The sequence below is a fragment of the Rhodococcus sp. NPDC127593 genome (assembly GCF_042671975.1).
Classification (GTDB): domain Bacteria; phylum Actinomycetota; class Actinomycetes; order Mycobacteriales; family Mycobacteriaceae; genus Rhodococcus_F.
Window position 1 is genome coordinate 25,904 of the sequence record NZ_JBHXWI010000056.1, and the last position, 25,587, is coordinate 51,490.

Here is a 25,587-nt window from a genome sequence, read left to right on the forward strand (position 1 = left end):
GTGTCAGTTGGCTACGCGGGCGGCGTAGCGCAGTCCTTGCTTGGTCAGTCGGCGCACGTTCGGCTCCGACAGGTCTTCCGGGGTGTGGCCGATCGAGTGGTAGAAGACCCGGCCGGCACCCCACTGGCGCACCCACGCCACCGGGCTGCGCAGTCCCTCCAGCCAGGGCAGGTGCTCGCCGCTGAACTCTGTCTCCGCGAGTACCCGGTTGTTCGGGTCGACGTGCATGTAGTACTGCTCGGACGCCACGGCGAAGTCCTCGACATCGGCCGTCACCTCATGCTCTCGGTCGGTGATGCTCACCTTGTACGGCTGCGGGAAAGCTTCTCCCGCAGGATGTTCGACGAAATCGCCGCCGAGGAGGAAGTGGTACTTCAGGCTCGCCCGGAACGCGGCGGCGGCGCCGTGCCACGCTGCGACCCCGGTTCCGGCGGCGACGGCGTCGAGCAGGTTCTTCTCCTGCGAATCGCTCAGGTCTTCGGTGGTGAGCGCGTTGTTCCAGCCGAGCACGATCAGGTCGTATCCGGTCAGGTCGCGGTCGAGGGTGAAGATGTCCTGCGACTCCTCGACCTGGTAGTCCAGTTCGGAAAACAGTTCGCGTGCCCATGCGGCGATGTCGTACGGATGGTGGCCGGGCCAGCCGCCGTAGAGGTAGAGGACCTTGGTCATGAGTGCTCCCATGGATGGTGAAACCGGAATGGTGAAACGATTAACTTATGGTGGTGAATCGTATCACCGGCTGGACCGGTGTCAATGGGTTATGTCGAGGGGAACGTCGGAAGCACCCGAACGCGGACTAGGATCGGGCTTCGCCACCTGTGCGCTTCGGTGCGCAACGGCCGGTTGTGGCCGATGAACGCCGACGAGGGAGTACCACGTGGTCACGATGAAAGACGTCGCCAAAGCGGCCGGAGTATCGGTCGCCACCGTCTCCTACGCCTTCAGCAAATCGTCGAAGGTCTCTGCGACACAACGGGAACGCATCTATTCCGTCGCCGCGGAACTCGGCTACGCCGGGCCGAACATCGCCGGAAGCAGTCTGCGGTCGGGGCGGATCGGCGCGGTCGGCGTGATCGTGCCCGACTCCCCGGTGCAAGCGCTCGAGGATCCGTCCGTGACCCTGCTGATGAAGGGCATCGCGGAGATCGGGAACTCGGCCGACATCGCCCTCACCCTGTTCCCGGCCTCGCGTGGTGGCTCCCCGGATTCACCACCGAACTCGCTGGTTCTCCGTGGGCTCGTGGACGGTGTGGTCATCCACAACGTCCCCGACGGTCATCCCCTGGTCGAGGCGATCATCGCGCGGGGTATTCCGGCCGTCGTGGTCGATTCGCCGAGAAGCGCGGGACTGCCGTTCGTGGCCATCGACGACCGGCACGGCGCCTACCTGCAGATGGATCACATCCTGAGCCTGGGCCATCGACGCATCGGGATCATCGTCGACAAGCTCGGCCAGGATTCCGACTGCCGGATGGTCACGGTGGACGAGGTCGGCGCGGCGACCGAGCGCAACGCGCGGGAGCGGCTCGCCGGCTACTTCGCCGCAGCCCGCGACCACCACCTCCCGGTGGAGGAACTGTCGATCGTCGTGGCGGGCAACATCGATCGCGCCGCCGGTGCCGAGGCCACCCGGATCCTGCTCGACGCCGCTCAGCCGACCGCCCTCGTGGCGACGTCCGACGTGCACGCGGTGGCGGCGTGGCAGGTGTTACGCGAGCGCGGTCTGACGGTGCCCGACGACTTGTCCGTCATCGGGTTCGACGACGCACCCGTTGCAGAACTTCTCGGTCTCAGCACAATTCATCAACCGATCGTCGAGAAGGGCCGCGCGGCCGCGACGATCCTGCTCGATCGCCTGGGTGGCGGTACCCGCACACGATCGTTGATGAAGACGTCACTGGTCGTCCGCGCCAGCACCGCGCCGCCGCGCGAATCCAGCACCGCGCCGCCGCGCGAAATGTGACGATGCTCCGCGACGGCCGGGCGTCATCCCTCATGATGGATCGATGACGAGTGCAGTGCCGCGACTGGGCGTGACGTTCATCCCGACGATCGAACCCGAGCGGTTGAAGGACTTCGCGCGGGTGGCCGAGGACAGTGGCCTCGACGAGATCTGGTTGTGGGAAGACTGTTTCAAGGAGAGCGCCGTGGCCTCGGCGGCCGCAGCACTCGCGTGGACGGAGCGAATCCACGTCGGCGTCGGGTTGATGCCCGTCCCGCTGCGCAATGTCGCGCTCACCGCGATGGAGATCGCCACGCTCACCCGGTTGTTTCCCGGTCGAGTGATCGCGGGCGTCGGGCACGGGGTGCAGAGGTGGATGGAGCAGGTGGGCGCGCGGGCGGCGTCGCCGATGACCCTCCTCGAGGAGTACACGGTGGCGCTCCGGGCACTGCTGGACGGCGAGTCGGTGACCACGCAGGGGCGGTACGTTCGGCTCGATCGTGTGAGACTCGACTGGCCTCCCACCGAACGGGTTCCGTTGATGCTCGGCGGCGAGGGCCCCAAGTCGATACGCCTCGCGGCACGTCTGGGTGACGGCAACCTCGTCACTTCCGCGGTCGATGACGACGAAATCCGCAGAACCCGCGACCTGATCCTGGACGAAATCGGAGCCGACGGTGCCGCCTCGCAGCGGATGATCGTTCCGAAGATCGCCGCCACCGGCGAGGGTGCGCGGCGCCGGGTGGACGAGGAACTGGCGCGGTGGGAGAAGCCGTCCGACACCGGAATCGGGGTCGCGGGTGACGCGAAGACCGTCGCCGAGGAGGTGCGAAGGCTCGTCCGCCTGGGCGCGACGTCGGTGGCCTTCGCGCCGACCGAGGACGAACCGGACCTGCTGGGCTTCGTCGAGTTCCTCGGCCGCGCCGTCAAACCCCTTATCCCCACGTGAGTGGGAAAGAGTGCCCGAGCACACTTTGCCACTCACGTGGGGTCAGTTGCCGGTCGGCCAGGTGTCGGACAGCGTGTAGCCGGTCGGGAACGGGTCGGCGGGGTCGAGCCCGACCTGGCTGAGTTCGGTGATGTACGCCTGGCCGCTCACACGGGGGACCACGGCGTCGTACGTGCCGACCTTCGTCAGTCGGTCGATCCGGCTCTCGAAGCGACTGCCGATCACCGATTCGTGCACGAACTTCTCCCCGACCTCGATGAGGCCCTTCGCCTTCAGCACCGCCAGTCGGGCGGACGTGCCGGTGCCGCAGGGCGAGCGGTCGAGCCGGCCGGGGGAGACCACCACGGCATTCCGGGCGGTCAGCACCCCGTCGGTGCGTGCGAGCGGGCCGACGAACTCGGTCTGGGTGATTCCGGCGAACTCGGGATTGGTCGGGTGCACCGCGGGAATCTGCTCGGCGGCGGCGGTCTTGAGCTTCTGTCCGAGACCGCAGATCTCGCGCGCCTCGTCGGGTTGCAATTTCAATCCGAGCTGGTCGGCGTCGGCGAGTACGTAGGCCATGCCACCCCACGCCACGTCGACGGTGAGGGTGCCGTAGCCGTCGAGTTCGAGCGGCACCCCGATCTCGTAGGCGAATGCGGGCTGGTTCTCGAATTCGACACTGGTCACCTTGCCGTTCTCGCAGGTGCAGCGAATGCGGATGAGTCCGGCGGGTGCTTCCAGCACGATGTCGGTGACCGGTTCGACCATCGGGATCATGCCGGTCTCGAGCAGGGCGGTGGCGACGCACATGGTGTTGCTGCCCGACATGGCCGGGTACTCCGTGGACTCGGCGATGACGTAGCCCAGCTGGGCCTCGGGGTCCGTCGCCGGGACGACGAAGTTGACGCACTGGGTCACCGAGCCCCGCGGCTCGTGGAGCAGAAGCTGCCGGAGGTCGTCGCGATGCTCGCGGAAGTGCTTCATCTTGTCGAAGACCGTGGCACCGGGGACGTCGCCGATTCCGCCGGTGACGACGTTGTTGATCTCGCCCCCGACGTGACACTTCACTACGTTGACTACTCGACTCCAGCGCACGATCTTCCTCCGTGTGTTCGTCTGCGTTCTGCAATTGCGTTGCCTGGTTCCACCCTGCCAGGGCTGAACTTCTCTGCGCCTGCCGGCGAGAGGCAGAGGCCGGCAGCGGGGGTGATTGCTGCAGGCCTCTGCGCACGTGTCGGGGAAGGGTCACTCCGTGATGAACGCGCGCGGTCTGGGATCGGGACACACGCCCTAGCTGCGGGCGTAGGTGAGTCCGGTCTCGGCGATGAGCTTGGTGAGCTCTTCCTTCTTGTCCGCGGGCAGCTCGCCGTACGGTGCGCGGGGCACTCCGAGGTCCACGCCGACGGCCTGAGCGGCGGCCTTGGTGGCCACGGCGTAGCCCTCCTTGCCGAGGAAGTCGAGGACGTTCCATAGCCGCTTGAAGATTTCGAGGGCCTCGGTGTACTTGCCGGCCTTGGCGAGTTCGTAGATCGCGACGCACTCCCTGGGCGCGAAGTTGGGCGCACCCCAGATGGAACCGGCGGCACCGGCGGAGAAGGCGGGCAGCACGATCGTGTCCCAGCCGACGAAGGTGTCGATGGCGTCGCCGAGGTTGAAGATGAGGTCGAAGGCCTGCTCGATCGATCCGGACGTGTCCTTGATGTACTTGACGGCGTCCGTGCGTTCGAGCAGTTCACGGTAGAACGGGCGGTCGAGGTTCATTCCCGTGACACCCGGCAGATTGTACGCGATCACCGGGATGTTCGCCGCTTCGCCGACGGTGGCGAAGTACTCGATGACCTCGTGGCGCGTGGGGGCCTCGTAGAAGGGCTGCACCAGCAGGACTGCGTCGGCGCCGGCGTCGGCTGCGTGCCGGGACAGTTCGATGGCCTCCGCCGTGCGGGTGGAGCCGGTCTGGGGTGCGACGGGCACGCGACCGGCGGCCTGGTCGATGACGACCGTGTTGACGAGCTTGCGCTCGTCGAGCGTGAGTGCTGCGAACTCTCCGGTGCTGCCGCCGGGGACCAGGCCGTGCAGTCCGTTCTCGATCAGGAAGTCGACGTGGTTGCGCAGTGCGCCCTCGTCGACGGTGCCGTCCTGGGCGAAGGGAGTGGAGACGGCGGCGAGGATGCCACCCAGCTTCTTGGTCATGTCGTGTCCTGTTCGGTGGTGGTGGTCAGGTGATGTCTTGTGGTGTCGACCGCGCTCTAGGCCTCAGCGATTGTTACATTGGCGATTGTCGACAATAGAACGATGTTAAATCTAAGGTCGATCCGCGGTGGTGTCAAGGGATCGGCCGGGGTTCTTCGGCCGCTATTCGCCGACGGTGATGGGATCGCGGCGGAGGGGCTCCGCCGAGACCCGCGCATCGACTTTCCGGCCTGCGGTCTCGTGCAGCGTCGCCGCCGCCACGATGGCCATCACGCCCGTCACGATCAGGATGACCGAGGGCGACAACGGACTGCCGGTTGCCGCGATCAGATACGTCGCCACATACGGCGCGGTGCCGCCGAAGACTGCGACCGAGATGTTGAACCCGATCGAGAATCCTGCGTACCGAACACGACTCGGGAAGATCTCCACCATCGCGGCGCCCGACGCCGACATGAACATGGCGAGGCAGATCCCCATCGCGGCGTGCGCCACGACGATTGCGGGGACATTCCCCGTCGCGAACACCATGAACGCGGGATAGACGATCAGCGTGCTCGAGACGGCACCGAGGATGATCACCGGCTTGCGACCGTAGCGGTCGGAGAAGCGGGCGAACACGAAGATGGCGACCGCCGCCGAGCACAGGCAGGTGACCGTGGACGCGGAGGCCAGACCGAACGAGAATCCCACCTCCGACTGCAGATACGTCTCCATGTAGACGAAGATGAAGTAGAAGGCCGCGGCCTGCAGCGCAATACAACCGACCACCTGCAGGATCTGCCGGCGACTGGTCGCGAGGGCATCCTTGACCGGGGACTCGCTGACTTCGCCCGAGGCCTGAAGTCGTTCGAATTCCGCTGTGTCGCTCAGCTTCAGGCGAATGTAGAGCCCGACCAGCCCGAGTGGTCCCGCGATGAGGAAGGGAATGCGCCAGCCCCACTCGAACATCGCCGCCTCGCTCAGTGCGGTGTTGAGGCCGAGGATGAGAACCGAGGCCGCCGCGTTGGCGAGGTAACTCGAGCAGTGCCAGAAGCTGACGGTGCGCGCCCGCCGGCCACGTTTCGCGGATTCGACGAGGAACGTCGCCGCCCCGCCGGGTTCACCACCGGCGGCAAAACCCTGAATGATCCGCAGTGTCACCAGCAGGGCAGGCGCCGCGAGGCCGATGGTCGCGTATCCCGGCAGCAGACCGACCGCGAACGTCGACAGCGACATCAGGATGATTACTGTCGCAAGGATCTTCTTGCGGCCGACCTTGTCTCCGAGCCGGCCGAAGACGAATCCGCCGATGGGATTCATCAGGAACGCGACTCCGAACGCGGCGAACGTCGCGAGCAGGCTCGTCGCCGGATTCTCGGACGGGAAGAAGATCCTGCCGAGCAGGACGGCGAGGAACCCGTATGCGGCGAAGTCGAACCAGGTGATGAAGTTTCCGATCGCGGCGGCCGTGATGGCCCGCCGCATCTCGGGGCCGTGCAAACCGCCCTGTACTTCCGTCATGTGTCTTCCGATCGATCGAAGTTTATTGTCGACAATCTGTGTGAGAGATGATGCTGAAACGAGAGAGGGTGTCGGGGTGTGCTCAGCTGCAGCGGGTCGGGATGAATTCCCCTGCCGCGTTGCGCATGGTTCCCACCTGAGGCGCGTTCGCCAGTCCGACGGTCACGGGTCCCTGCTCCGGGTCGACGGCGTCCATGATCGACCACGGCACGCGGAAGACCCGTCCCGGTGACGCGGCCCACGGCAGCAGCTTGGTCGCGACGACGCGACCCCGTTGTGAGACAGTCACCTTCGGGAACCGGACCAGCTGATCGGTCCACAGCAGCAGGCGCCGGCGTGGTGGGGCCGGGTCGCCGGCCCGAAGGATTCCGGGGGAAACCCAGCGGAACGGCGGGGCCGCGAGGATGCGCACCGCGGTCGCACCCGGATCGATCGCTTCGCCGGCGTCGAGGAACGCGGCCACCCGGTCTGCGACGAACGTGCCGTCGAGGGCAGCGATGTCGGCGGTGTCGACCGGGTGCAGGACGTTGCCCGCGGCGAAGACGCCCGGCCGGCTGGTCCGCAGAGCGGTGTCGACCAGCGGTCCCTTCGTTCCGGGGTCGATGGCGATACCCGCCGTGCGCGCGAGTTCGTGGTCCGGGATCCACTCGCCCGTGAAGACGACGGTGTCGCATTCGACGATCTCGCGGGCGCCGGTGTCGAGATTCTCGATCTCGACCGCCTCCAGATTTCCGTGGCCGATGACGCGGACGACGCGGGTGCGGGTGGCGATCGGGAGCCGGAACAGTGCCTTGCCGGGAATGGTGAAGGCGGCGTAGGACTCCGGCGACGGGTACTGCGTCGTCATGAGCACGGTCGTGCACCCGGCGTGCTTCAGCGTCATGACCGCGGACCAGCTCACCAGTTCGCCGCCGACGACCACCGCGCGTGTTCCGACACGTCCGTGGTGCAGGTGCACGATGTTCTGCAATTGTCCGGTGGTGTAGACCCCGGACGGTCTGTCGCCGGGAATCATCCGGGCCGGACGGGCACGCTCGCGGGCACCGGTGGCGAGGACGAGCGCCCTGGACTCGATGCGGAGGAGACCCGCGGGCGAGGTGACGTCGAGCGCGCCGCCCGGATGCACTGCCGTCACCATCGCGTTCGGCATGATGTCGGCTCCCGCGGACTTCGCCTCCCGCACCAGGCGTTCGGAGTAGGCCGGGCCGCCGATGAACGTGTGCATGTCGCGGATGCCGTAACCGGGGTGATCGCAATGCCGCGGGATCCCACCCGCGTGGCTTTCGCGGTCCAGGACGAGAGCCTGGCGCCCGTGGACCTTTCCGAGCTGCGTGGCCGCGGCCAACCCGGCGGGGCCTGCGCCGACTATGGCGACATCGGCGGTGATCACGGTGCGTGAGGTGTCGGGAGCGCTCATCGGACGGCTTCCTTCCGGGTCTCGGTCGCCTCGGGCGACCCGGCGGGGCATCGGTGTGCGTCGACGAGCGAACCGACCTCGGCGCCGCAGAAGAAGCCCTGGCATCGGCCGTTCATCGCCCTGGTGCGGCGACGGAGCCCTTCGAGTCCGGCCGGGGGGATCAGCGACTGGTACGCGTCGCGGATCTCACCCGCCGTGACGCGCTCGCAAAAGCAGACGACCCTGCCGTATTCACTGTCACGCGCGATGAGTTCGGCGTCCTGATACGGGCGAGTGAATGCTTCGCCGATGTTCGGCATCCGGGGTGGCGGCGGCAATTCGGTGCGTGCGCTGTCGAGTACGCCTGCCTTGGTGAGCAGTTCGCCGACGTACTCGGCCACCGCCATTCCGGACGTCAGTCCGGTCGAGCGGATTCCGCCGACCAGGACGTAACGCTGGTCGTGGTCGACCTCGACGAGGTAGTCGCCGTGATCGGTGGCGGCACGGAGTCCGGCATACGTGGCGGTGACCTCCTCTTCGAGCAGTCGCGGCATCAGCTTGCCGCCCTTGCCCAGCAGGAACTCGAAGCCGGCTTCCGACGTCGCCGTCGCGGAACGGTCGGTGAGGTCTTCCGCGGTGGGCCCGAGCATCACGTTGCCGTAGATCGTCGGGCTGACGAGAACACCTTTGCCGCGGGACGTCGGGACGGGGAGCACGATCTTGTCGATCAGCGGGCGCGCGAGCTTGTCGTAGACGAGCAGTTCGCCGCGCCGAGGCGTGACGTGGAATCGGTCGTAGCCGAATTCCTTGTCGACGTAGTCGGCTCCCAGACCGGCGGCGTTGATCACCCACCGCGCGCCGATGTCGCCGCTCGAGGTGTGCAGGATCGTCCGCTCGGACTCGACCGTCACCGACTCGGCGCGGGTCCGCGTCCGCAGCGTCACTCCGCGGGCGACGGCGTCGGTGGCCAGCGCGAGGTTGGTGGTCCAGGTGCAGATGATCGACTCGTCGGGGACGGTGAGCCCGCCGAGCGCGCCGTCACCGAGCGCGGGCACGAGCCGGTAGACCTCGTCGGCGTCGATGATCTCGCAGTGGGTGTAGCCGTTGTCGGCCGCCTTGTCGCGCAGGCCCGGCAGTGCGGCCAGTTCCTCGTCGTTCCACGCGACGAGGATGGCGCCCGACCGTTCGACGGGAATCCCGGTCTGCTGTGCGTATTCGGAGAGCAGCGTGTAACCGCGGCTCACCATGCGGGATTCGAGTGTGCCCGGTTTCGCGTCGAATCCGGTGTGCAGGATCGCCGTGTTCGCCTTGCTCGTCCCGTCGCCCACGTCGTCCCGCGCCTCGACGAGTGCCACGGTGTGGTGGTATCCGGCCAGCTCCCGCGCGATCGCCGAGCCGACGATGCCCGCACCGAGCACGACGAAATCGTAGTCGGTGGGCGGAGGGGTGTCAGTCATCGCTTTTCTCCTGTGGCAGCGCCGCTCGTGCGGCCGCCCGCCAGTGGTATCGGAATTCTGCCGCGCGGTCGACCGACCACCGCGGCTCGTAGGTGGTCGCCGGTTCCCAGTCGGCTACCGCGTCCTCCAGGGACAGGTCCGGGTTCAGTGACAATCTGGCACAGGCCGCCGCACCGAGAGCGGTGGCGTGGGACGACGGATAGACGTCGAGGGGGATCTGGATCAGATCGGCCGTGGCCTGCATGAGGCGGCGGGACCGCGTGAGTCCGCCGTCCACCCGCAGCCGGGTGAGGGGAGCGCCCAGGTCGCCTTCGACGGCAGACACCAGCTCCGCCGTCTGCGCCGCCAGCCCCTCGAGGACGGCGGCCACCAACTGGGACCGATCGGTGGACAACGTCATCCCGGAGAACGACGCCGTCGCGTCCGGCCGCCACCACGGTGCGGCGAGACCGGCCAGCGCGGGCACGAAGTACGTTCCACCGGAATCGTGCGCGGCCACACTGTCGAGGTCGCGCGCCGACTCGATCAGGCCGAGGTCCTGGATCCACCGGATGGCGGAGGCGGCGGTGTAGGCCTGGCCGTCGACGCAGTACGACGTCTTCCCGCGCACATTCCACGCGACGCAGGACGCCAACCCGGCGGCCGAACGGACCGGGAGCGTGCCGGTGTTGGCCAGCAGGAACGCCCCGGTGCCGAACGTGCACTTGGCGGTGCCCGCGTCGAAGCACCGCTCCGCCAGGAGGGCCGCCTGCTGATCGACGACGAGACCGCCGACGGCAGTGTCGGATCCGAAGACATCCGTGGTTCCCACGACGACGTCGTTGGCGACGATGGTGGGCATCCGTTCGGCGGAGAGCTCGAACAGATCGAGGAGCTGCGGATCCCACGCGACCGTGTCGAGGTCGGTGAGCAGTGAGCGGCCGGCGGTGGCGGAATCGGTGACGAACTCTCCGGTCAGGTAGTGCACGATCCAGGTGTCCGTCGTGGTGACCACGCCCGCTGCGGTGGCGTTCTGCCGCAACCACTGCATCTTCGGCGCCGAGAAGTACGGATCCAGCACCAGGCCCGTCCGCTGTTCGACCCATGCTTTGGACTCGGACTTTTTGCGGCACAGCTGGTCCGACCGACGGTCCTGCCACACCACGGCCTGGCTGAGCGGTCGGCCGGTGTCCGGATCCCACACCAGGACGGTCTCACCCTGGTTGGCGAGGGACACGGCGGACACGGGCACACCCGCTTTCGCGACCGCGCTCCGTCCCGCTTCGAGGACCGAGCTCAGCAGTTCCATCGGGTCCTGCTCCACGCCGCCTGCGGCGAGATATGCGGGATGGACCGGTGTTTCGGCGATCGCGAGGACGTCGCCGTCCTCGGAGACGACGACAGCCTTCGTGCCGGACGTGCCCTGGTCGATGGCAAGGACTGTCACAGCTCTTCCTTTCGAATCGGATGGGTGGGACAGGTCTAGTCGGTCCGATTGCGAAAATCGAACTCGTATCTCGCGGTCGTGTCGTCGACCCGCCACACGTCGACGTTGCCGTCCCACAACGTCACCAACCAGCACTTGCGCCCTCGCGACGGCACGACCATGGTGGCGTGCGCCCAGGGCGACGCCGTACCGCTGCGCAGGTCGATCCGCCGGATGGCCCGTCCGACCGCGTCTTCCGGCTCTGCCGGCTCCCACGTGCGCCACGCGGTGTCGTGGCGGCTCGGCGCCGTCACGACAGGCTCACGATGACGTGCTTGACCCGGGTGAATTCCTCGAGGCCGGCCGCGCCGCCCTCTTTACCGTAGCCCGAGCCCTTGAAACCGCCGAGCGGTCCTTCCGGGCCGACCGCCATGTGGTTGTTCACCCACACGACTCCGGACTCGATCGCGTTGACGTTGCGCAGCGCACGACCGATGTCGCGGGTCCAGACCGACGCGGCGAGACCCTGCTCGACCGCATTGGCCTTCTCCAGCGCGTCCGCCTCGTCCGTGAACGTCTGGACCGTCGCCACCGGGCCGAAGATCTCTTCCTGCACCAGCTGATCGTCCTGTTGCAGACCGTCGATGAGCGTGGGCTCGTAGAAGTAGCCGGGACCGTCGACGATCCTGCCGCCGGTCACCACCCGTGCGTGGTCGGGCCTGTCGTCGACGAGCTCGGCGACGCGGGCCCGCTGGCCCTCCGAGATGAGAGGTCCGAGAACCGTCGACGCGTCGGCCGCGTCACCGATCCGGGCCGCCCGCAGGCTGTCGGCCAGCGCCGCGACGAACGTGTCGTGGATGGTCTCGCTCACCAGCAGCCGGGTTGCCGACATGCACTCCTGGCCGGCGTTGAACAGGATGCCGTTGGTGAGGATCGGGAGAGCGGCCTCGAGGTCGACGTCGTCGTAGACGACGACGGGAGCGTTCCCGCCCAGCTCGAGCACCAGCCGTTTCGGTGTCGCACCCGCCGCCTCGGCGATCCGCTGTCCGGCCGACGTCGAGCCGGTGAAGGAGACGAGGTTGACGTCGGGGTGACGAACGAGAGCGTCCCCGACCACACTGCCCTTGCCGTGCACGACATTGAGAACACCCGGGGGCAGCAGCTGCTGCGCGAGCTCCGCGAACCGGGTGGTGGCCAGCGGGGTCAGCTCGGCCGGCTTGATGACCACGGTGTTGCCGGCGACCAGTGCGGGCGCCAGCTTCCAGATCGCCTGCCAGAGCGGAAAATTCCACGGCGTGATTCCGAGGACGACACCCAGGGGTTCGCGCCGGACGAAGCTGGTGTTGCCGGCGGTGAATTCACCGGCGGCCTGCGCGGACAACGCCCGGCCCGCACCGGCGAAGTGCCGGAACGCCGCGACGATGCCGGGAAGCTCGTCACCCTTCGCCGCCGTGGTCGGCTTGCCGGCATCGAGCGTCTCGAGGTCGGCGAGGTCGTCCAGGTTCGCCTCGAGGAGGTTGGCGAGGTCGTGCAGAATCTGCGAGCGCTCGCCGGGCGTCTTCGCGGCCCAGGCCGGGAAGGCCGCGCGGGCCGCGTCGACGGCGCGGTAGCCGTCCTCTACGGTCGATTCCTGGAGTTCGGCGACGACCTCGCCGGTGGACGGGTTGCGGACCTGTCGCACCTGCTCGGAGGATCCTGCCACGGCCTTGCCGTCGATGATGTTGGTGACGGAACGAAGCGTGGATGACATGAAGTTCCTTTCGAATGTGGGTCGGTTCTCGGGGGAGCGGGCTGTCAGAGGTGTCCGGCCTGGGTGTCGATGGACTTACCGCGCCTGCTCTTGGGGATCAGCATGTAGATGACGGCGCCCGACGCGATGACCAGCAGCATGCCGAGGCCGACATGGGTGGGGTCGGAGTAGATCAGCAGTGCGCACAGCACGACCGACCAGGCGATCGCCAGGACGAAGATGACCGGGCTGACGATGCCGTAGTGCCACGGGTGGGACGGCAACTTGCGCTTGACCAGTCCGTAGAAGCCGACGACGACCACGACACCGTAGGCCATTCCCCAGGCGAGTGCCGTCATCGCTGCGAGTACGGACAGCAGCGAGGACCACAGTGCGAACACCACGGAGATCGCGAAGATCGTGAGGGTCGCGTTGATCGGGATCCGCTGGGCACTGACCTTCCGCAGCCAGGAGGCCGCGGGGATCTGGCCGTCGCGTGCCTGTGACCACAGGACGCGAATTCCGGTGAGCTGCAGCATGACCAGGGCGGCGAAGAGGGCGACGATCGCGACAGCCTCGAAGATGTTCGCGAATGCGGTACCGACCGCGGTGTCGAGGATCAGCTTGACCGGGGTGGTGCTCTCCATGACCGCCGGGAGGTCCTGGATGGCGAGCATGATCAACGCGACCATGAAGATGCCGACGACGTAGGAGGAGACGTTGGCCATCACGGATGCCATCGGCGCCTTGCGGGCGGCGTCCTTGGTCTCCTCGGAGGCGTTTCCGGTCGCGTCGAACGACGAGATCGCATATGCGGGAAGGATCATCGCGAGCAGGAAGGGGACGAACCAGTTGCCGCCGGTGGTCGTTCCGCCGGATTCGCTCAGGAACGACAGCGGCTGGGTCGGGTGCTTCACGATCAGCAGCACGGCTACGAGTGCGACGACGCAGAGCACTTCCGCCACCACACCGATGTTGTTGAGCACGGCGGCGACCTTGACTCCGGCGATGTTGATGACGGTGCCGAGCACGATCAGGCCGAGCGCCCAGGGGAGTGCGTCGGTGTTGTCCTCGAACGTGACGCCGAACCAGCCGGCGACGAAGGGGGCGATGCTCACGGCGACGGTGGTGACCGCGACGGTGTGCGCGATCAGCAGCCACCATCCGGTTTGCCAGGCCAGCCACGGCTTCCCGGTGATCCGCCCGGTGATCTGATACACCCCGCCGGCCAGTGGGTAGGCGGAGACGAGCTGCGCGACCGCGAGTCCCACGGTGAACACCTGCAGGCCGCCGCCGACGAGGAACGACCAGAACGACGCGGGCCCGAAGAATCCGAATCCGACGATCAGGGTCGTGAAGATTCCGGAGGCGATCGCGATCGAGGTGAACTGGACTCCGAAGGCGGAGAACAGTCCCAGCGTTCGGTTGAGTTCCTGCTTGTAGCCGAGCTTCTCCAGATACGCGGAATCGCTGTCCGCTCCGGAATCGAGGAGCGGACGCTCGGGCTCGGTGGGCGGTTGAGTGGACACCGGAGGCTCTTCCGGGGTTATGGCCATCGTGACCTCGCTGGTCTCTGTCGCGGGTATCTCGGCGGGGGATGTGCCGAGACGAGGTTCGGTTGTCGTGGAAGAAGGCGACTGGAAGCGCCGCGCTTGTTCTACTGTCGACAATCTACCACAAATCGGTGTGACCTCAATCACCAGTTGTTTCGACTGGATTGCCTCTGCGTCAACCGCGCCCGAGGCGACGATCGCCGGCAGTCAGATCGACAAGGGACCGTGCGGTGTCGTAACCGAGGCGCTCGAGCCGGGACGCCAGTGCGAGAAACACCTGTGCCGTGGTGACCGCGTCGCCCAGCGCGTGGTGGGGATCGACGACGGGCAGACCGAGCGTGTCGGCCAGCCATTCCAGGTTCGGCTCGCACCGGTGCTGTCGCGGCGCCACGCCGACTGCACGGGCGAGAGCAGCGGTGTCGACGACCGTCGGCCGGAACTTCAGCCCGCTGTCGCGGAAGGCGCGGGAGAGGAAGGCCGTCTCGACCCACGCCGCGTGGGCAACGAGGACACGGTCGGTGAGGAGATGGCGCAGGACGCCGACGGCCTCGCTCAACGGTGGCGCATCGGCGACGTCCGCCTCCCGGAGAGTGTGGACGGCAACGGCCTCCGGGCGGATGTCGCACTCGGGGTGGACCAGCCCGTAGACGCTCTCCGCCATGACGATGCGGCCGTGCCGGACCACGACCGCCCCGTAGGACACGATGGTGTCCCGCACCAGATCCAGTCCGGTCGTCTCCAGATCGACGACCGCGAACTCGGCGTCGCGCCACGGGCGCACCAGAGTGTCGGGGCGGCGGAACCTCCGGTGCGCCCTCATGGAAGGCGCGCCACCCATTCACTTTCCAGCCGGTTCTGGACCTCGGCCACCGCTCGGAACGATTCACGCAGATACCGGCGGGTGAGCGTGTCCAGTTGGTTGGGCGCGACCCATGTCGTCGCGACGGTGTTGCCCTTGATGGCCTCGATCTCGCGGCCCAGAACCAATCCGTACACGTACTCGAACGCGCGCACGAGCGTCTCGGTTTCGTCCGAGGTGAGCAGATCGGCGGCCTCACCGCGCCGCAGTCGGGTGAGGGTGGAGCCGCGATCGTCCCCGGTGACCACGGCGATCCACCGGCCCAGGGAGGCGATCGGCACGAGTCCGCCCGCCTTGAGGTCCAGGTGGCCGCGGTTGGCGCCGGAGTGCTCGACCACGAAGTTGCGCACGAACCCGACCGGAGGTCGCCGGGAGGTGGTGAAGCGCAGCAGGGCCGACAGGTACTCGCGACTGCGGGTGGTCGCGAGCATGGCGTCGGACACCGAACGTCCGAGCGACATCCCGCTGACGGGTCTGCTGTCGGCGATCATCGACGACAGCAGCAGAGCGTTCTTCTGGGTGGGATTCGTGATCCACGACGTCGCGGCGGCGACCGCGTCGGTGCGCGAGCGCGCGAACAGGGGGTTGGTCGCGTTGGCGCCGTCGGCGCAGCGGGGCAGGCCGCAGCGTTCCATGTTGTCCAGGACGCGCCCGGCCCAGTTCTGCAACTTCCGGGCGGGCGAGTCCGTGCCGGGCAGGTCTTCCCAGACCAGGCCGGTGTCGACGTCCGACTTGGGGAGGGGTTCGCGCCGGGCCACCGACCCGAGAAGCAGCCAGGACGTCCGGTGGGGAACGTGGTCGGCGCCGACGTCGGTCAGCTCGACGAGCCGACTGATGATCGCGTCGATCACCGCGGACATCAGACCCGCGACGTGCATGACGGACGCTCCGGTGTCGTACAACTCGACCCAGGTTCCGGGGAGCAGGGCCGCCGCGGACGCCAGGTCCTCCACCGTGGTCGCGTCGTCGATCGCCCGGCGGACGACGAGGGGATTGCGCACTTCGGCCGACGCGAGGTCGACGACGCGGAGAATCCCCACCGGTCTCTCACCGGTGCCGGTCACGACCAGGTGGTGCACCCCCGACTCGACCATCGTCAGGAACGCATCGCCCACGAGCGTCTCGGCGGGGACGGACCGGGCGGGGAACGAGGCGATGACCGAAGCCGGGCCGTGCGCGTCGACGTGCCCGTCGGCGAACGCCCGCCGGAAGTCGTTGTCGGTGACAATGCCGATCGCACCGCCCCGGTCCATCAGCGCGTACGACTGGCCGGCGTCGGTGATCACGGACGCGGCCTCGCTCACGGTCGCGTCGGCGGGACACCAGACGACGGGGCGCATCTGATGACGGGCCGCACGCAACGCCTGATCGACCAGTCCGGAGCGGGCCAATCGTTCCCGCGTGACGAGGGTGCCGTAATGCCCGAACTGGAGTCGCTGCGGGTGCCGCAGCACCGGCCGCGGGTCCGGGAAGCGGTAGCAGAGTGTGTCTTCCGAGGCGCGGATCGCGAGAGGCGGAGGCAAACCGGACAGCACCGAGATCTGCCCGAAGGTTTCGCCGGGGCCGAGCAGGTCGACGACCCGTCCGCGGTCGATCACCTCGACCTCGCCGGTGCGGACTACGAAGAAGTGATCGAGTGGGGCCTCGCCTGCCTCGACGATCCGTGCGCCGGCGACGAAGTACTCGACCTCCACCGTCCGGGCCAGGGCGTCGAGGTCGGCGGAGTCCAGCGCGTCGTAGGGCGGCTGACTGCCGAGGAAGTCGACGTACTCACGCATTCGACGGTGGAGAACCGTCGCCTGCCGCGGTCGCGGCCGGGGCAGCGTCGGTCGAACCGTGGACGTGCCGGTCGATCTCGCGGGTGATCGCCTCGAGGTCGCCGGTATCGATGATGGTGAGCAGACGCTCGTGTTCGGCGACGACGTCGTGGAGGTCGGGGAACGACTGATGATCCGCCGAGAGGAACAACTGGAGCTGGGATTCCCAGCTGCGCCACAGGTCCAGCAGGAGGCCGTGTTCGGACAGTTCGTAGATCACCCGATGGAAGCTCATGTGCGCGTCGATGGTCCGGGTCAGGTCACCGTCGTCGGCGCCCCGGGCCATGTCCTGGAGGGTCCGCACGATCTTGGTCCGGCCGGCACCCGACAGTCGTGGCAGTGCCAGTTCGATCGCATAGGGCTCGAGCCGTTTGCGCAGGCTGGCGATCTCGGCCATCCCTTTCGCGCTGACCTCGGCGACGAACGCACCCTTGTACGCGAACTTCACCACGAGGCCTTCGTCGGCGAGGATGCTCAGCGCCTCCCGCAGTGGCGCCCGGCTCACGCCCAGGTCGGCGGCGATGTGTGCTTCGCGGAGCTGACTGCCGGGGGCCAGGGTGCCGTCGAGGATCGCCGTGCGCAGGACGCCCGCGACCGTGCCCGGAGTGGTGCGCTGATGGATCCGCCCGAGGGAGATGTCGCCGTCCTCGCGTCGACCCACAGTCGATCCCGGTGGACGATTCGGTGACAGAGTCATCGGGTTGACCTTTCTGATGGTGGTTGATTCGACGTTGACCACGCCGGGAGCCTCTTGTCGACAATAGATCAACAGTGCGGAACGGGGGAGCGCCCGAGCCGGCTATTCGCCGTTCGCGGACACGTAGAAGTGGCCGCGTTCGAGCACCGGATCGAGTATCCCGGTGTCCAGTTCGTTGGCCGCATCCTCGAATCCGGCGGCGTCCCGGTGCTGCCCGGGGTACCCGATCAGTGCCTTGACCTGGGGAGTCATGAAGTAGGCGCCGGCGAGGATCGAGGACAGCGGATCGAACGTGCACTTGTCTTCGGCCCACATCCGCTTGATCACCGCGCGCAGGTCGTCACCGTGGAGACCGGCTGCCTTGTCGACCGCGGAGAGGACCGCGTCGAAGACGTCGGCCCGCGCGGCCAGCGCCAGATTCAGGTAGCGGAGGTACTCGTCGGCCTCACTGGCGGCGGGATTCTCACCGGACGCGGGGATCAGGCAGTCCGCGATCCGCAGGAGCGTCGTCAGTTCGGAGTCCGTGAGCGGCCACGGCGGTGCCGTGTGCCTGCCCGGTACCGACAGTCGCCGCTTCGGTGCCGACTGCAGGTCGAGGGATGTGGTGCTCATGCCGATGCCTTCCGTGTGGTGACGTCGTCGACGACCTTCTTGCCCACCCGGAGGGCGAGGGCGCTGATCGTGCAGGTCGGGTTGGCGGAGCCGGACGTGACGAAGATGCTGCCGTCCGCGATGTAGAGGTTGTCGACATCGTGGGCCCGGCCGTACGAATCGACCACGGACGTCGCCGGATCGTCGCCCATCCGGGCCGTCCCGAGGAGGTGCCCTGGCTGGTCGACCCACAACTCTTGCGTGAAGATCTGCTTCGCGCCCGCCGCCTCGTGGAGTTCGACCATGCGGTCGACGGTGTATTTCAGGATCTTGCGGGTGTTCTCGCTGACCCGGTACTCGACCTTCGGCGCAGGCAGGCCGTCGGCATCGAACTCCTCGGTGGAGAGGGTGACCCGGTTGTGTTCTTCGGGCAGATCCTCCACGTTGGCCGCCCAGAGAATGCCGTTGGACGCCGCGCGCGCGACATCGTGGATGGCCGGTCCCCACAGGTCGTCGAAATCGAGTTGCCGGTGGGTCTCGATCGTGTTCAGCGGTCCCGGAGTGGGGAGGGCGTGCAGCTTGGCTCCCCGGACGAATCCGCGGGAGGTGTCCGTGTCGTAGAACTGCATGGAGTGAATCAGCTGTCCGGCCGGCCCGCGCCAACTCTCCAGGTTGTCCTCGTAGTACCCGACGGCGGTGCAGTTGGGGTGCAGCATGAGGTTCCGGCCCACCTGCCCCGAGGAATTCGCCAGGCCGTCCGGATGCTTCTCGTCGGCCGACAGCAGGAGGAGCCGCGGTGTTCCGATGCCGTTCGCGCAGACGATCACTGCCCGGGCCGGCTGGAAATGGACCGCGCCGGTGCGGTCCACCCATTCGGCGCCTGCGGCGCGGCCGTCGTCGCCGGTGACGATCCTGCGGACACGCGCACCGGTCTCCACGCGGGCGCCGGCCTGCTGCGCCTGCGGCATGTAGATCAAGTCGAACGAGGCCTTCGCGCCCTGCGGACAACCCCATTCGCAGACGCCCCAGCGACCGCACTGCTCGAGTGTCTTGTTCTTCTGGCTGGGAATCGCGTTGGTGCCCGGCCACCAGTGCCAGCCGAGCTTGTTCGCGGCTTCGGCCGCCTTCATGCCGGGCTTGCCCAAGGGGTGTGGCGGCAACGGGTATTCGAGCCCCTCGGGGTAGGCGGTGTCGCCGTCGACTCCGGAGACGCCGATGAATTCGTCGACCTCGTCGTGGTACGGCTTGAGGTCGTCGTAGCTGATCGGCCAGTCGTCCGCGACACCGTCGAGCGTCTTGACCCGGAAGTCGGAGGGCAGCAACCGTGGCCACTCCGCTCCGTAGAAGATGGAACTTCCCCCGACGGCATTGAACATCACGGGCCACATGTCGGATTCCGTCACGTCGACCGGGTAATCGGACGGCAGGGCACGGACATTCGGATCGTGCGCCCAGTCGTGCTGGATGAGCAGTTCCCACTCGGGGTGGTTGGCGGGAAAGTCGCTGGGGTTGACCCAGTCACCCTGCTCGAGGCAGAGGGTGCTCAGTCCCGCCGTGGCAGCGGTGTGCGTGACCACCGCGCCGGACGGACCCGCGCCGATCACCAACACGTCGACAACGTCGTGCTGGGTGACATCGGAGTCAGTGGAAGTCATCGTGGTCGACCTCATTTCGTCTAATTGTCGACATTACATCAATGGTGATGGGAGTCACGTCGGCTGTCAAATGGGATTGCGGTGGGAGCCCGAGGCGGCAGGGCTCCCACCGCAAGACTGGATGCTCAGGCCCCGGCGAGAACGCCGCCGTCGACGACGAACGCCGTCCCGGTGATGGCCGTGGAGTGGTCCGACAGCAGGAAGGCGACGGAGTGGGCGATCTCGATGGGGAGGATGGCGCGTCCGATCGGCTGGAAGTCGGGGAGCCCGGCCTCGAGTTCCTCGCGGCCGCCGAGTGCCGTGTAGTGCGGCACGTTCAGCGGGGTGTCGACGAAGCCCGGGCAGAGGGTGTTGGCGCGGATGCCCTGCGCGCCGAAGTCCAAGGCGATGGCCTTGGTCAACGTGAGCACGGCGCCCTTGCTCGCTGTGTACGTGGTCAGCAGTTTCTCGGCGCCGATCGAGTTGATGGAACCGAAGTTGACGATCGACCCGCCGCCCACCTTCAGCATCTCGGGAATCGCGTACTTCGAACCCAGGAACACGCCTTTCACGTTGACGTCGAACGTCTTCTGGAAGTCCTCGACCGACGCGTCCAGAATGGTGCCGGGCTTCAGGATGCCGGCGTTGTTGACGATCCCGTCGAGCTTGCCGAACGTCGCCACCGTGAAGTCGACGAGGTCCTCGACCTGCTCTTCTTCGGTGACATCGACGACGCGGCCGATCAGGCGATCGTCGTCGACCTTCAGCTGGGGAAGGCTGGACTCGGAGTGCACGGTGGCGACCACCTGTGCCCCCTCGTCGTGGAGATGCAAGGCCGTGGCGAGGCCGATGCCTCCGCCGGCACCCGTGACGATGACTGTCTTGCCCTGCAGCAGCTGGCCCATGGTGTTCTCCCTCGAGGGTCATGTGGATGTGGAAGCGCGTAGACGCGGAAGCGATTGACTCTTTGTCGACAATCGACCAAGCAAGTGTGCGCCCTCCCGTGACGATCGGTCAAGCGCCGGGCCGGGGTTTGTTCAGCGCTTGACCTCCGAGCGGAAGCGCCTTAGATTTCTAGTCGATTGTCGACTAGAGAACATTTTGCGCCCGGTGCGTTGCGCCGCACACCCTCACGCCCTCGATCGAAGGACGAATCCCATGGCACCAAAAGCCCGATTGCTGCACGAACGCCTGGCCGCCGTCGTGAGCCAGCTCCGGCACGGCGAGATGATCTACGTCGCGGACGCGGGAAGCGGCACGTCTTCCGCGAGCCTCGTTCCACTGTCGCCGCAGGTCGAGACGATCGATCTCGGCATCGCACCGGGATTGCCGTCGGTCGGGGATCTGCTGTCGGTGCTGTGCGAGGTAGGCGATTTCGAAGCAGCCGTCGTCACCGAGGACATGGTGACCGCCAACCCCGAAGCCCGAAAGTTCGTCTCCGAACTGGTGGGGGAGGAGAACGTCCACGAGGTGCGGTATCTCCCCGAGTTCTACGACCTTCGCGACCGCGTGAAGGTCTTCGTCCAGACCGGCGACTATTCGGTGCACGGCAACGTGGTTCTCGTCGCGGGCTACCCGAGCCCGCCGATTCCGCTGAACTGGCTCACGTCACCGACCTGGTTCGAGGATTTGCCCACCGCGACGCCGTCGACCGATCTGCGAAGCCCGGGGGCCTGACATGCCCTTCTTCGACGGCGTCAGGAACAAGGTCTACTACCGGCAGTGGGAAGCCTCGCGGCCCTGGGCGCGGATCGTGCTCCTGCACGGATTCGGCGAGCACTCCGGGCACTATCACCGGCTGGCGGGGCAGCTGAACTCGGCCGGCCTGGACGTGTGGGCACCCGATCACCTCGGCCACGGTCACACCGGCGGACCGGCCGGATTCTTTCCCTCGGTGGACGAACTCGCTTCCAATGCAGGAGTTCTCGTCGACATCATGGCCGGCGACGAGCCCGACCTGCCGGTGGTCGTGCTGGGCCACTCGCTCGGCGCCCTGACCGGGGCGCTCCTCTCGGTCCGCACCCCGTCCCTGCGCACCGGATTGATCATGACGGGAGCGCCCCTCTGGGGTCTGCCGCGTGAGGCGCAGGGCCGGATGGACCTCGTCATGGCGAAGGACCGGTCGTACCTCGATGCACTCGAGAACGACCCGCTCGGCTTCGACACCGCTCCCGCCGAACCGAACCTCTGGCAGGCGCTGACCGTGGCCGGAGGAAAAGTGCGGGCGTCTCTGCCCGCGATGCCGATGCCGATCCTGTTGGTCAACGGCGAATTCGACGCGTTTGCGACGCCGGACCGGGCCGCCGAATTCGCACGAGAACTGCAGCACGGACAGAGCGTCGTCATCCCGGGCGGCTACCACGACATTCCGAACGACGTCGCCCACCGGGAGGTCGCGTCGCTGATGATCGACGCGATCTCGGGATGGTGTCGGACCGTGCGTCCACTTCCGGCGGGTTCTCGATGAGTGCGCCCTGTACCGGGGCCTTCGCCCACGAATCACGAGGACCCCATGAGAAAGATCTTTCTGGCCTGCCCCTACAGCCATGCCGATCCGGCGGTGACGCACGAGCGATTTCCGGCAAGCAACGAAGTAGCGGGATACATCGTCGAATCCGGTCACGCGGTGTTCAGTCAGGTGTCGATGTCACATCCGGTCAACCGGATGGGATCAGAGTTCCGGCATCAGACGCGAGATCGAGTTCTTCGAGAGCCGGGGCCGGCGGGTGAGCCTGTGGTCCGAGGCCTCCGCGGACTTCGTCGCACCCGAAAGTTCCGCGGTCCGCTGACAGTCGTCCAACTCCCCATGCCGGGCGGTCGTTTCCGTGGGACGGTGGACGGGTAGGCGACCGGTGCGGCGGAGCAGACGAGATGACGACGGAGGACCATGAACCCCGAGATCCATCACGAGCCCAGCGAGATCAGCTACGACGAACAGTTCTACCCGGCGCGCCCTCGGCCGTTGAAACCGTCGGTCCGCCGTGCGACCAGGGTCGATGCGCAGACGGGTGAGCCCGTGCCGGACAACCCGAACTATGTGGAGTGGCTGATCAATCAGTCGATTCTGCACGATGCGAAGCTGATCGCGGAGCAGTTGTCCGGCAAGGGCAGCATGTGGCAGAACCCGTATGCCGACCCGAATCCGCGCGCAGCGGTGGAACGCGGATCGGTGTGGTTCACGGCGTACCCGATTTCGATCATCACCGCACCGGGCGCGAGTTTCCTGAGTTCGCTCGGCGACGAGTCCCTGTGGCAGGCGTTCTCCGAGATCGGGGTGACGGCGGTGCACACCGGCCCGGTGAAGCAGGCAGGCGGGATCAAGGGGTGGCGGGCAACGCCGTCGGTGGACGGCCATTTCGATCGCATCAGCATGCAGATCGACTCGGCCTTCGGGACCGAGGAGGAGTTCCGCAAGCTGTGCGTTGTCGCGTCAGCGTACGACGGCATCGTCATCGACGACATCGTCCCCGGCCACACCGGCAAGGGCGCCGACTTCCGGCTCGCCGAGATGGCATACGCCGACTACCCCGGTATCTATCACATGGTGGAGATCGAACAACAGGATTGGCATCTGCTTCCCCGCGTGCCGGAAGGCCGGGACTCGGTCAACATCGACGCCGACACCGAGGCGCAACTCGCCCGGGCCGGGTACATCATCGGTCAACTCCAGCGCGTCATCTTCTACGAACTCGGTGTCAAGGAAACCAACTGGAGCGTCACCCCCGTGGTGAAGGGGGTGGACGGCATCGAGCGGAGGTGGGTGTATCTGCACTATTTCAAGGCCGGGCAGCCCTCCATCAACTGGCTGGATCCGTCGTTCGCGGGCATGCGCCTCGTCATCGGGGACGCCTGCCACTCCATCGCGGACCTCGGTGCCGGCGCGCTTCGACTGGACGCCAACGGATTCCTCGGGGTCGAACGCAGGACCGAAGGACTGCCCGGCTGGTCGGAGGGGCATCCACTGTCGGAGGCGGCGAATCACCTGATCGCCAGCATCGTGCGGAAGATGGGGGGATTCACGTTCCAGGAATTGAACCTCACCATCGACGACATCAAGGCGATGGGTACGACCGGAGCCGACCTGTCCTACGACTTCATCAATCGTCCCGCCTACCATCACGCCCTCGTCATGGGGAACACCGAATTTCTCCGGCTCACCATGAACCTCGCCCGCGATCACGGTGTCGACGCCGCGTCGCTCGTCCATGCCCTGCAGAACCACGACGAGTTGACGTTCGAACTGGTCCACTTCGCGACGCTGCACAAGGACGACCAGTTCGCGTACGGCGGTGAGTCGGTCACGGGGTCCGATCTCGGTGACCGCATCCGTAAAGATCTGTGCGAGCGGCTCACCGGACGCTGGGCCCCGTACAACCGGACGTTCACGACCAACGGGATCGCCTGCACGACCGCCAGCGTCATCACGGCGGCGCTCGGTATCCGCGACCTCGACAGGATGGATGCCGCCGACATCGACACCGTCAAACAGGCGCATCTGCTCTTGGCGATGTTCAACGCGCTCCAGCCCGGTGTCTTCGCCCTGTCGGGCTGGGATCTGTGCGGGCTGCTGCCCGTGCCGTCCGAGGACGTCGCCGACCTTCTCGCCGAAGGGGACACCCGCTGGATCAACCGCGGCGCGCACGACCTGATGGGGGTCAATCCCGATGCCGCACGGTCGGAGTCGGGCATCCCCCGGGGCATCAGCCTGTACGGGAGTCTGCCGGTGCAACTGCAGGATCCGGCGTCCTTCGCTCGCGGTCTCGCCCGCATCATCGACGTCCGTAACCGGTTCGGCATCGCCACGGCGGTCCAGCTCGACGTGCCCACGGTGTCGCACAAGGGGCTGCTCGTCATGGTCCACGAACTGGCGGACTCGAGTCTCGAAGTCACCGTTCTCAACTTTACGTCCGAGGAGGTCGCCGCGACCGTGCAGTCCCAGTTCCTGCCGGCGGGATCGCCTGCGGTCAACCTGTTCACCGACGAACAGATCGGCACCGTCGACGAACTCCACAGCTTCCCGATCACCCTGGCCCCGTACGAGGGAGTTCCTGTCGTCGTGAGACCGGGCAGGGCGGACGACGCTGGCTGAAGCCGGTCACGGTTGCGGGTCGCTGTTGCCCTGGAGCTCGACCTCGGCGAAGACTGATCTCATGGCCGGCACACAGAGCGAGGCCGAGTTCCACCAGCTACGGACTCCGCGGGCCGCGGCCGTCGCCGGTGTCGTCTTCGGTGTCCTGTTCGCTTCCAGCATCGTCCTGCTGCGCAGCGCGCTGCCCGGCGAAGCCGCTACCCCGTGGTTGCACCACCAAAGGCAGATCACGACGGCCCTGATACTCGCGCCCTTCGCGGGCATCGCGTTCCTGTGGTTCATCGGTGTCATCCGCGACCGGCTCGGGGACCTCGAAGACCGATTCTTCTCGACCGTCTTCCTGGGCAGTGGGCTGCTGTTTCTCGCCATGACGTTCGTGTCGACGGCAGTCGCCGGCGGGCTCCTCGCCGTCTCCCGGCTCTCCAACGTTCCGCAGAACGACCTCGTCTTCTTCGGGCGCGAGGTGATGTTGCATGTGAACAACGTCTACGGGGTCCGCATGGCCGGGGTGTTCATGATCTCGCTGGGAACCATCTGGCTGCGCACCGGACTGATGCCGCGATGGCTGGCCGTCGCCACCTACCTGCTGTCCTTCACCCTGCTGGTGGTCGTGAGTTTCAGTCTCTGGGTGACGCTGGTCTTCCCGGCCTGGGTGATGGTGATCAGCGTGTACATCCTCACCGTGGATCGACCGCCGTCGATCCCCCCGGACTGACCGCCGTTCTCGGACACGACGTTCTCACCCGGCACGGGTGATGTGGCCCCGGGTGTAGTGGGAGCAACGTCAGGACTGC

At 67.0% G+C, this 25,587-nt stretch carries 22 protein-coding genes and 1 pseudogene; 7 read left to right on the top strand and 16 right to left on the bottom strand.

Features of this window, described 5'->3' with window-relative positions:
* Window positions 1–3: 3 nt before the first annotated feature.
* Window positions 4–669 (bottom strand): ThuA domain-containing protein, encoded by a 666-nt coding sequence (locus ACFVJ3_RS38165; protein WP_378456994.1) that lies wholly within the window; start codon window positions 667–669, stop codon window positions 4–6.
* A 208-nt stretch (window positions 670–877) separates the two neighbouring features.
* On the opposite strand from ACFVJ3_RS38165, the gene ACFVJ3_RS38170 reads away from it, so the two are divergent.
* Both ACFVJ3_RS38170 and ACFVJ3_RS38175 read left to right on the top strand, forming a co-directional pair.
* Window positions 878–1,963: a LacI family DNA-binding transcriptional regulator gene (locus ACFVJ3_RS38170; RefSeq protein ID WP_378456995.1), complete on the top strand. Its 1,086-nt coding sequence runs from the start codon at window positions 878–880 to the stop codon at window positions 1,961–1,963.
* Between the two features lie 43 nt (window positions 1,964–2,006).
* Window positions 2,007–2,891 carry an LLM class flavin-dependent oxidoreductase gene (locus ACFVJ3_RS38175; RefSeq protein ID WP_378456996.1) on the top strand — a complete coding sequence of 295 codons (885 nt, stop codon included), beginning with the start codon at window positions 2,007–2,009 and terminating at the stop codon, window positions 2,889–2,891.
* 42 nt (window positions 2,892–2,933) lie between these two features.
* Here ACFVJ3_RS38175 and ACFVJ3_RS38180 read toward each other — a convergent pair whose 3' ends face one another.
* From ACFVJ3_RS38180 to ACFVJ3_RS38250, 15 genes are all read right to left on the bottom strand, one after another.
* On the bottom strand, window positions 2,934–3,968 hold the full coding sequence (locus ACFVJ3_RS38180; protein WP_378456997.1) for a proline racemase family protein: 1,035 nt from the start codon (window positions 3,966–3,968) through the stop codon (window positions 2,934–2,936).
* Between the two features lie 195 nt (window positions 3,969–4,163).
* A complete protein-coding gene (locus ACFVJ3_RS38185) occupies window positions 4,164–5,063 on the bottom strand; it encodes a dihydrodipicolinate synthase family protein (protein ID WP_378456998.1) in 900 nt (299 codons plus the stop codon).
* Between the two features lie 162 nt (window positions 5,064–5,225).
* The gene (locus ACFVJ3_RS38190) at window positions 5,226–6,566 is read right to left on the bottom strand and encodes an MFS transporter (RefSeq protein WP_378456999.1); all 1,341 of its coding nucleotides are present in this window, start codon (window positions 6,564–6,566) and stop codon (window positions 5,226–5,228) included.
* Between the two features lie 82 nt (window positions 6,567–6,648).
* Window positions 6,649–7,983 (bottom strand): NAD(P)/FAD-dependent oxidoreductase, encoded by a 1,335-nt coding sequence (locus ACFVJ3_RS38195; RefSeq protein WP_378457000.1) that lies wholly within the window; start codon window positions 7,981–7,983, stop codon window positions 6,649–6,651.
* Window positions 7,980–9,419: an NAD(P)/FAD-dependent oxidoreductase gene (locus ACFVJ3_RS38200; RefSeq protein ID WP_378457001.1), complete on the bottom strand. Its 1,440-nt coding sequence runs from the start codon at window positions 9,417–9,419 to the stop codon at window positions 7,980–7,982. The genes ACFVJ3_RS38195 and ACFVJ3_RS38200 overlap by 4 nt, the downstream gene beginning before the upstream one ends.
* Entirely contained in the window at window positions 9,412–10,845 is a 1,434-nt protein-coding gene (locus ACFVJ3_RS38205; protein ID WP_378457002.1) for an FGGY family carbohydrate kinase, read from the bottom strand. The genes ACFVJ3_RS38200 and ACFVJ3_RS38205 overlap by 8 nt, the downstream gene beginning before the upstream one ends.
* 35 nt (window positions 10,846–10,880) lie before the next feature.
* The gene (locus ACFVJ3_RS38210) at window positions 10,881–11,138 is read right to left on the bottom strand and encodes a hypothetical protein (protein WP_378457003.1); all 258 of its coding nucleotides are present in this window, start codon (window positions 11,136–11,138) and stop codon (window positions 10,881–10,883) included.
* On the bottom strand, window positions 11,135–12,574 hold the full coding sequence (locus ACFVJ3_RS38215; RefSeq protein ID WP_378457004.1) for an aldehyde dehydrogenase family protein: 1,440 nt from the start codon (window positions 12,572–12,574) through the stop codon (window positions 11,135–11,137). The genes ACFVJ3_RS38210 and ACFVJ3_RS38215 overlap by 4 nt, the downstream gene beginning before the upstream one ends.
* Before the next feature lie 44 nt (window positions 12,575–12,618).
* Complete coding sequence (locus ACFVJ3_RS38220; RefSeq protein WP_378457005.1) at window positions 12,619–14,082, bottom strand: APC family permease; 1,464 nt, start codon at window positions 14,080–14,082, stop codon at window positions 12,619–12,621.
* A gap of 199 nt (window positions 14,083–14,281) precedes the next feature.
* On the bottom strand, window positions 14,282–14,926 hold the full coding sequence (locus ACFVJ3_RS38225; RefSeq protein ID WP_378457006.1) for a PolC-type DNA polymerase III: 645 nt from the start codon (window positions 14,924–14,926) through the stop codon (window positions 14,282–14,284).
* Window positions 14,923–16,743, bottom strand: a complete 1,821-nt coding sequence (locus ACFVJ3_RS38230; protein ID WP_378457007.1) for a putative nucleotidyltransferase substrate binding domain-containing protein — start codon at window positions 16,741–16,743, stop codon at window positions 14,923–14,925. Before ACFVJ3_RS38230 ends, ACFVJ3_RS38225 begins: the two co-directional genes overlap by 4 nt.
* Window positions 16,736–17,521 (bottom strand): GntR family transcriptional regulator, encoded by a 786-nt coding sequence (locus ACFVJ3_RS38235; RefSeq protein WP_378457008.1) that lies wholly within the window; start codon window positions 17,519–17,521, stop codon window positions 16,736–16,738. Before ACFVJ3_RS38235 ends, ACFVJ3_RS38230 begins: the two co-directional genes overlap by 8 nt.
* Before the next feature lie 60 nt (window positions 17,522–17,581).
* The gene (locus tag ACFVJ3_RS38240; protein WP_378457009.1) at window positions 17,582–18,091 is read right to left on the bottom strand and encodes a hypothetical protein; all 510 of its coding nucleotides are present in this window, start codon (window positions 18,089–18,091) and stop codon (window positions 17,582–17,584) included.
* Window positions 18,088–19,725: a GMC family oxidoreductase gene (locus tag ACFVJ3_RS38245; protein ID WP_378457010.1), complete on the bottom strand. Its 1,638-nt coding sequence runs from the start codon at window positions 19,723–19,725 to the stop codon at window positions 18,088–18,090. Before ACFVJ3_RS38245 ends, ACFVJ3_RS38240 begins: the two co-directional genes overlap by 4 nt.
* A 125-nt stretch (window positions 19,726–19,850) precedes the next feature.
* A complete protein-coding gene (locus ACFVJ3_RS38250) occupies window positions 19,851–20,609 on the bottom strand; it encodes an SDR family NAD(P)-dependent oxidoreductase (protein ID WP_378457011.1) in 759 nt (252 codons plus the stop codon).
* Between the two features lie 253 nt (window positions 20,610–20,862).
* Here ACFVJ3_RS38250 and ACFVJ3_RS38255 point away from each other — a divergent pair, with 253 nt between their 5' ends.
* The 5 genes and pseudogenes from ACFVJ3_RS38255 to ACFVJ3_RS38275 all read left to right on the top strand — a co-directional run bounded on the left by ACFVJ3_RS38255 (window position 20,863) and on the right by ACFVJ3_RS38275 (window position 25,508).
* On the top strand, window positions 20,863–21,381 hold the full coding sequence (locus ACFVJ3_RS38255; RefSeq protein ID WP_378457012.1) for an RbsD/FucU domain-containing protein: 519 nt from the start codon (window positions 20,863–20,865) through the stop codon (window positions 21,379–21,381).
* A gap of 1 nt (window position 21,382) precedes the next feature.
* Window positions 21,383–22,171: an alpha/beta fold hydrolase gene (locus ACFVJ3_RS38260; protein WP_378457013.1), complete on the top strand. Its 789-nt coding sequence runs from the start codon at window positions 21,383–21,385 to the stop codon at window positions 22,169–22,171.
* Between the two features lie 45 nt (window positions 22,172–22,216).
* Window positions 22,217–22,493 (top strand): annotated as a pseudogene (locus tag ACFVJ3_RS38265) (DUF1937 family protein).
* Window positions 22,494–22,591: 98 nt separating this feature from the next.
* A complete protein-coding gene (treS, locus tag ACFVJ3_RS38270; RefSeq protein WP_378457014.1) occupies window positions 22,592–24,793 on the top strand; it encodes a maltose alpha-D-glucosyltransferase in 2,202 nt (733 codons plus the stop codon).
* A gap of 61 nt (window positions 24,794–24,854) precedes the next feature.
* The gene (locus tag ACFVJ3_RS38275) at window positions 24,855–25,508 is read left to right on the top strand and encodes a hypothetical protein (protein ID WP_378457015.1); all 654 of its coding nucleotides are present in this window, start codon (window positions 24,855–24,857) and stop codon (window positions 25,506–25,508) included.
* Window positions 25,509–25,587: the final 79 nt, after the last annotated feature.

Excerpts from the sequence above, each read along its gene's own strand:
- ACFVJ3_RS38165 (WP_378456994.1), bottom strand. The coding sequence starts at position 669 with ATGACCAAGGTCCTCTACCTCTACGGCGGCTGGCCCGGCCACCATCCG.
- ACFVJ3_RS38175 (WP_378456996.1), top strand. The coding sequence starts at position 2,007 with ATGACGAGTGCAGTGCCGCGACTGGGCGTGACGTTCATCCCGACGATC.
- ACFVJ3_RS38185 (WP_378456998.1), bottom strand. The coding sequence starts at position 5,063 with ATGACCAAGAAGCTGGGTGGCATCCTCGCCGCCGTCTCCACTCCCTTC.
- ACFVJ3_RS38190 (WP_378456999.1), bottom strand. The coding sequence starts at position 6,566 with ATGACGGAAGTACAGGGCGGTTTGCACGGCCCCGAGATGCGGCGGGCC.
- ACFVJ3_RS38195 (WP_378457000.1), bottom strand. The coding sequence starts at position 7,983 with ATGAGCGCTCCCGACACCTCACGCACCGTGATCACCGCCGATGTCGCC.
- ACFVJ3_RS38200 (WP_378457001.1), bottom strand. The coding sequence starts at position 9,419 with ATGACTGACACCCCTCCGCCCACCGACTACGATTTCGTCGTGCTCGGT.
- ACFVJ3_RS38215 (WP_378457004.1), bottom strand. The coding sequence starts at position 12,574 with ATGTCATCCACGCTTCGTTCCGTCACCAACATCATCGACGGCAAGGCC.
- ACFVJ3_RS38225 (WP_378457006.1), bottom strand. The coding sequence starts at position 14,926 with ATGAGGGCGCACCGGAGGTTCCGCCGCCCCGACACTCTGGTGCGCCCG.
- ACFVJ3_RS38230 (WP_378457007.1), bottom strand. The coding sequence starts at position 16,743 with ATGCGTGAGTACGTCGACTTCCTCGGCAGTCAGCCGCCCTACGACGCG.
- ACFVJ3_RS38240 (WP_378457009.1), bottom strand. The coding sequence starts at position 18,091 with ATGAGCACCACATCCCTCGACCTGCAGTCGGCACCGAAGCGGCGACTG.
- ACFVJ3_RS38245 (WP_378457010.1), bottom strand. The coding sequence starts at position 19,725 with ATGACTTCCACTGACTCCGATGTCACCCAGCACGACGTTGTCGACGTG.
- ACFVJ3_RS38250 (WP_378457011.1), bottom strand. The coding sequence starts at position 20,609 with ATGGGCCAGCTGCTGCAGGGCAAGACAGTCATCGTCACGGGTGCCGGC.
- ACFVJ3_RS38255 (WP_378457012.1), top strand. The coding sequence starts at position 20,863 with ATGGCACCAAAAGCCCGATTGCTGCACGAACGCCTGGCCGCCGTCGTG.
- ACFVJ3_RS38260 (WP_378457013.1), top strand. The coding sequence starts at position 21,383 with ATGCCCTTCTTCGACGGCGTCAGGAACAAGGTCTACTACCGGCAGTGG.
- treS (WP_378457014.1), top strand. The coding sequence starts at position 22,592 with ATGAACCCCGAGATCCATCACGAGCCCAGCGAGATCAGCTACGACGAA.
- ACFVJ3_RS38275 (WP_378457015.1), top strand. The coding sequence starts at position 24,855 with ATGGCCGGCACACAGAGCGAGGCCGAGTTCCACCAGCTACGGACTCCG.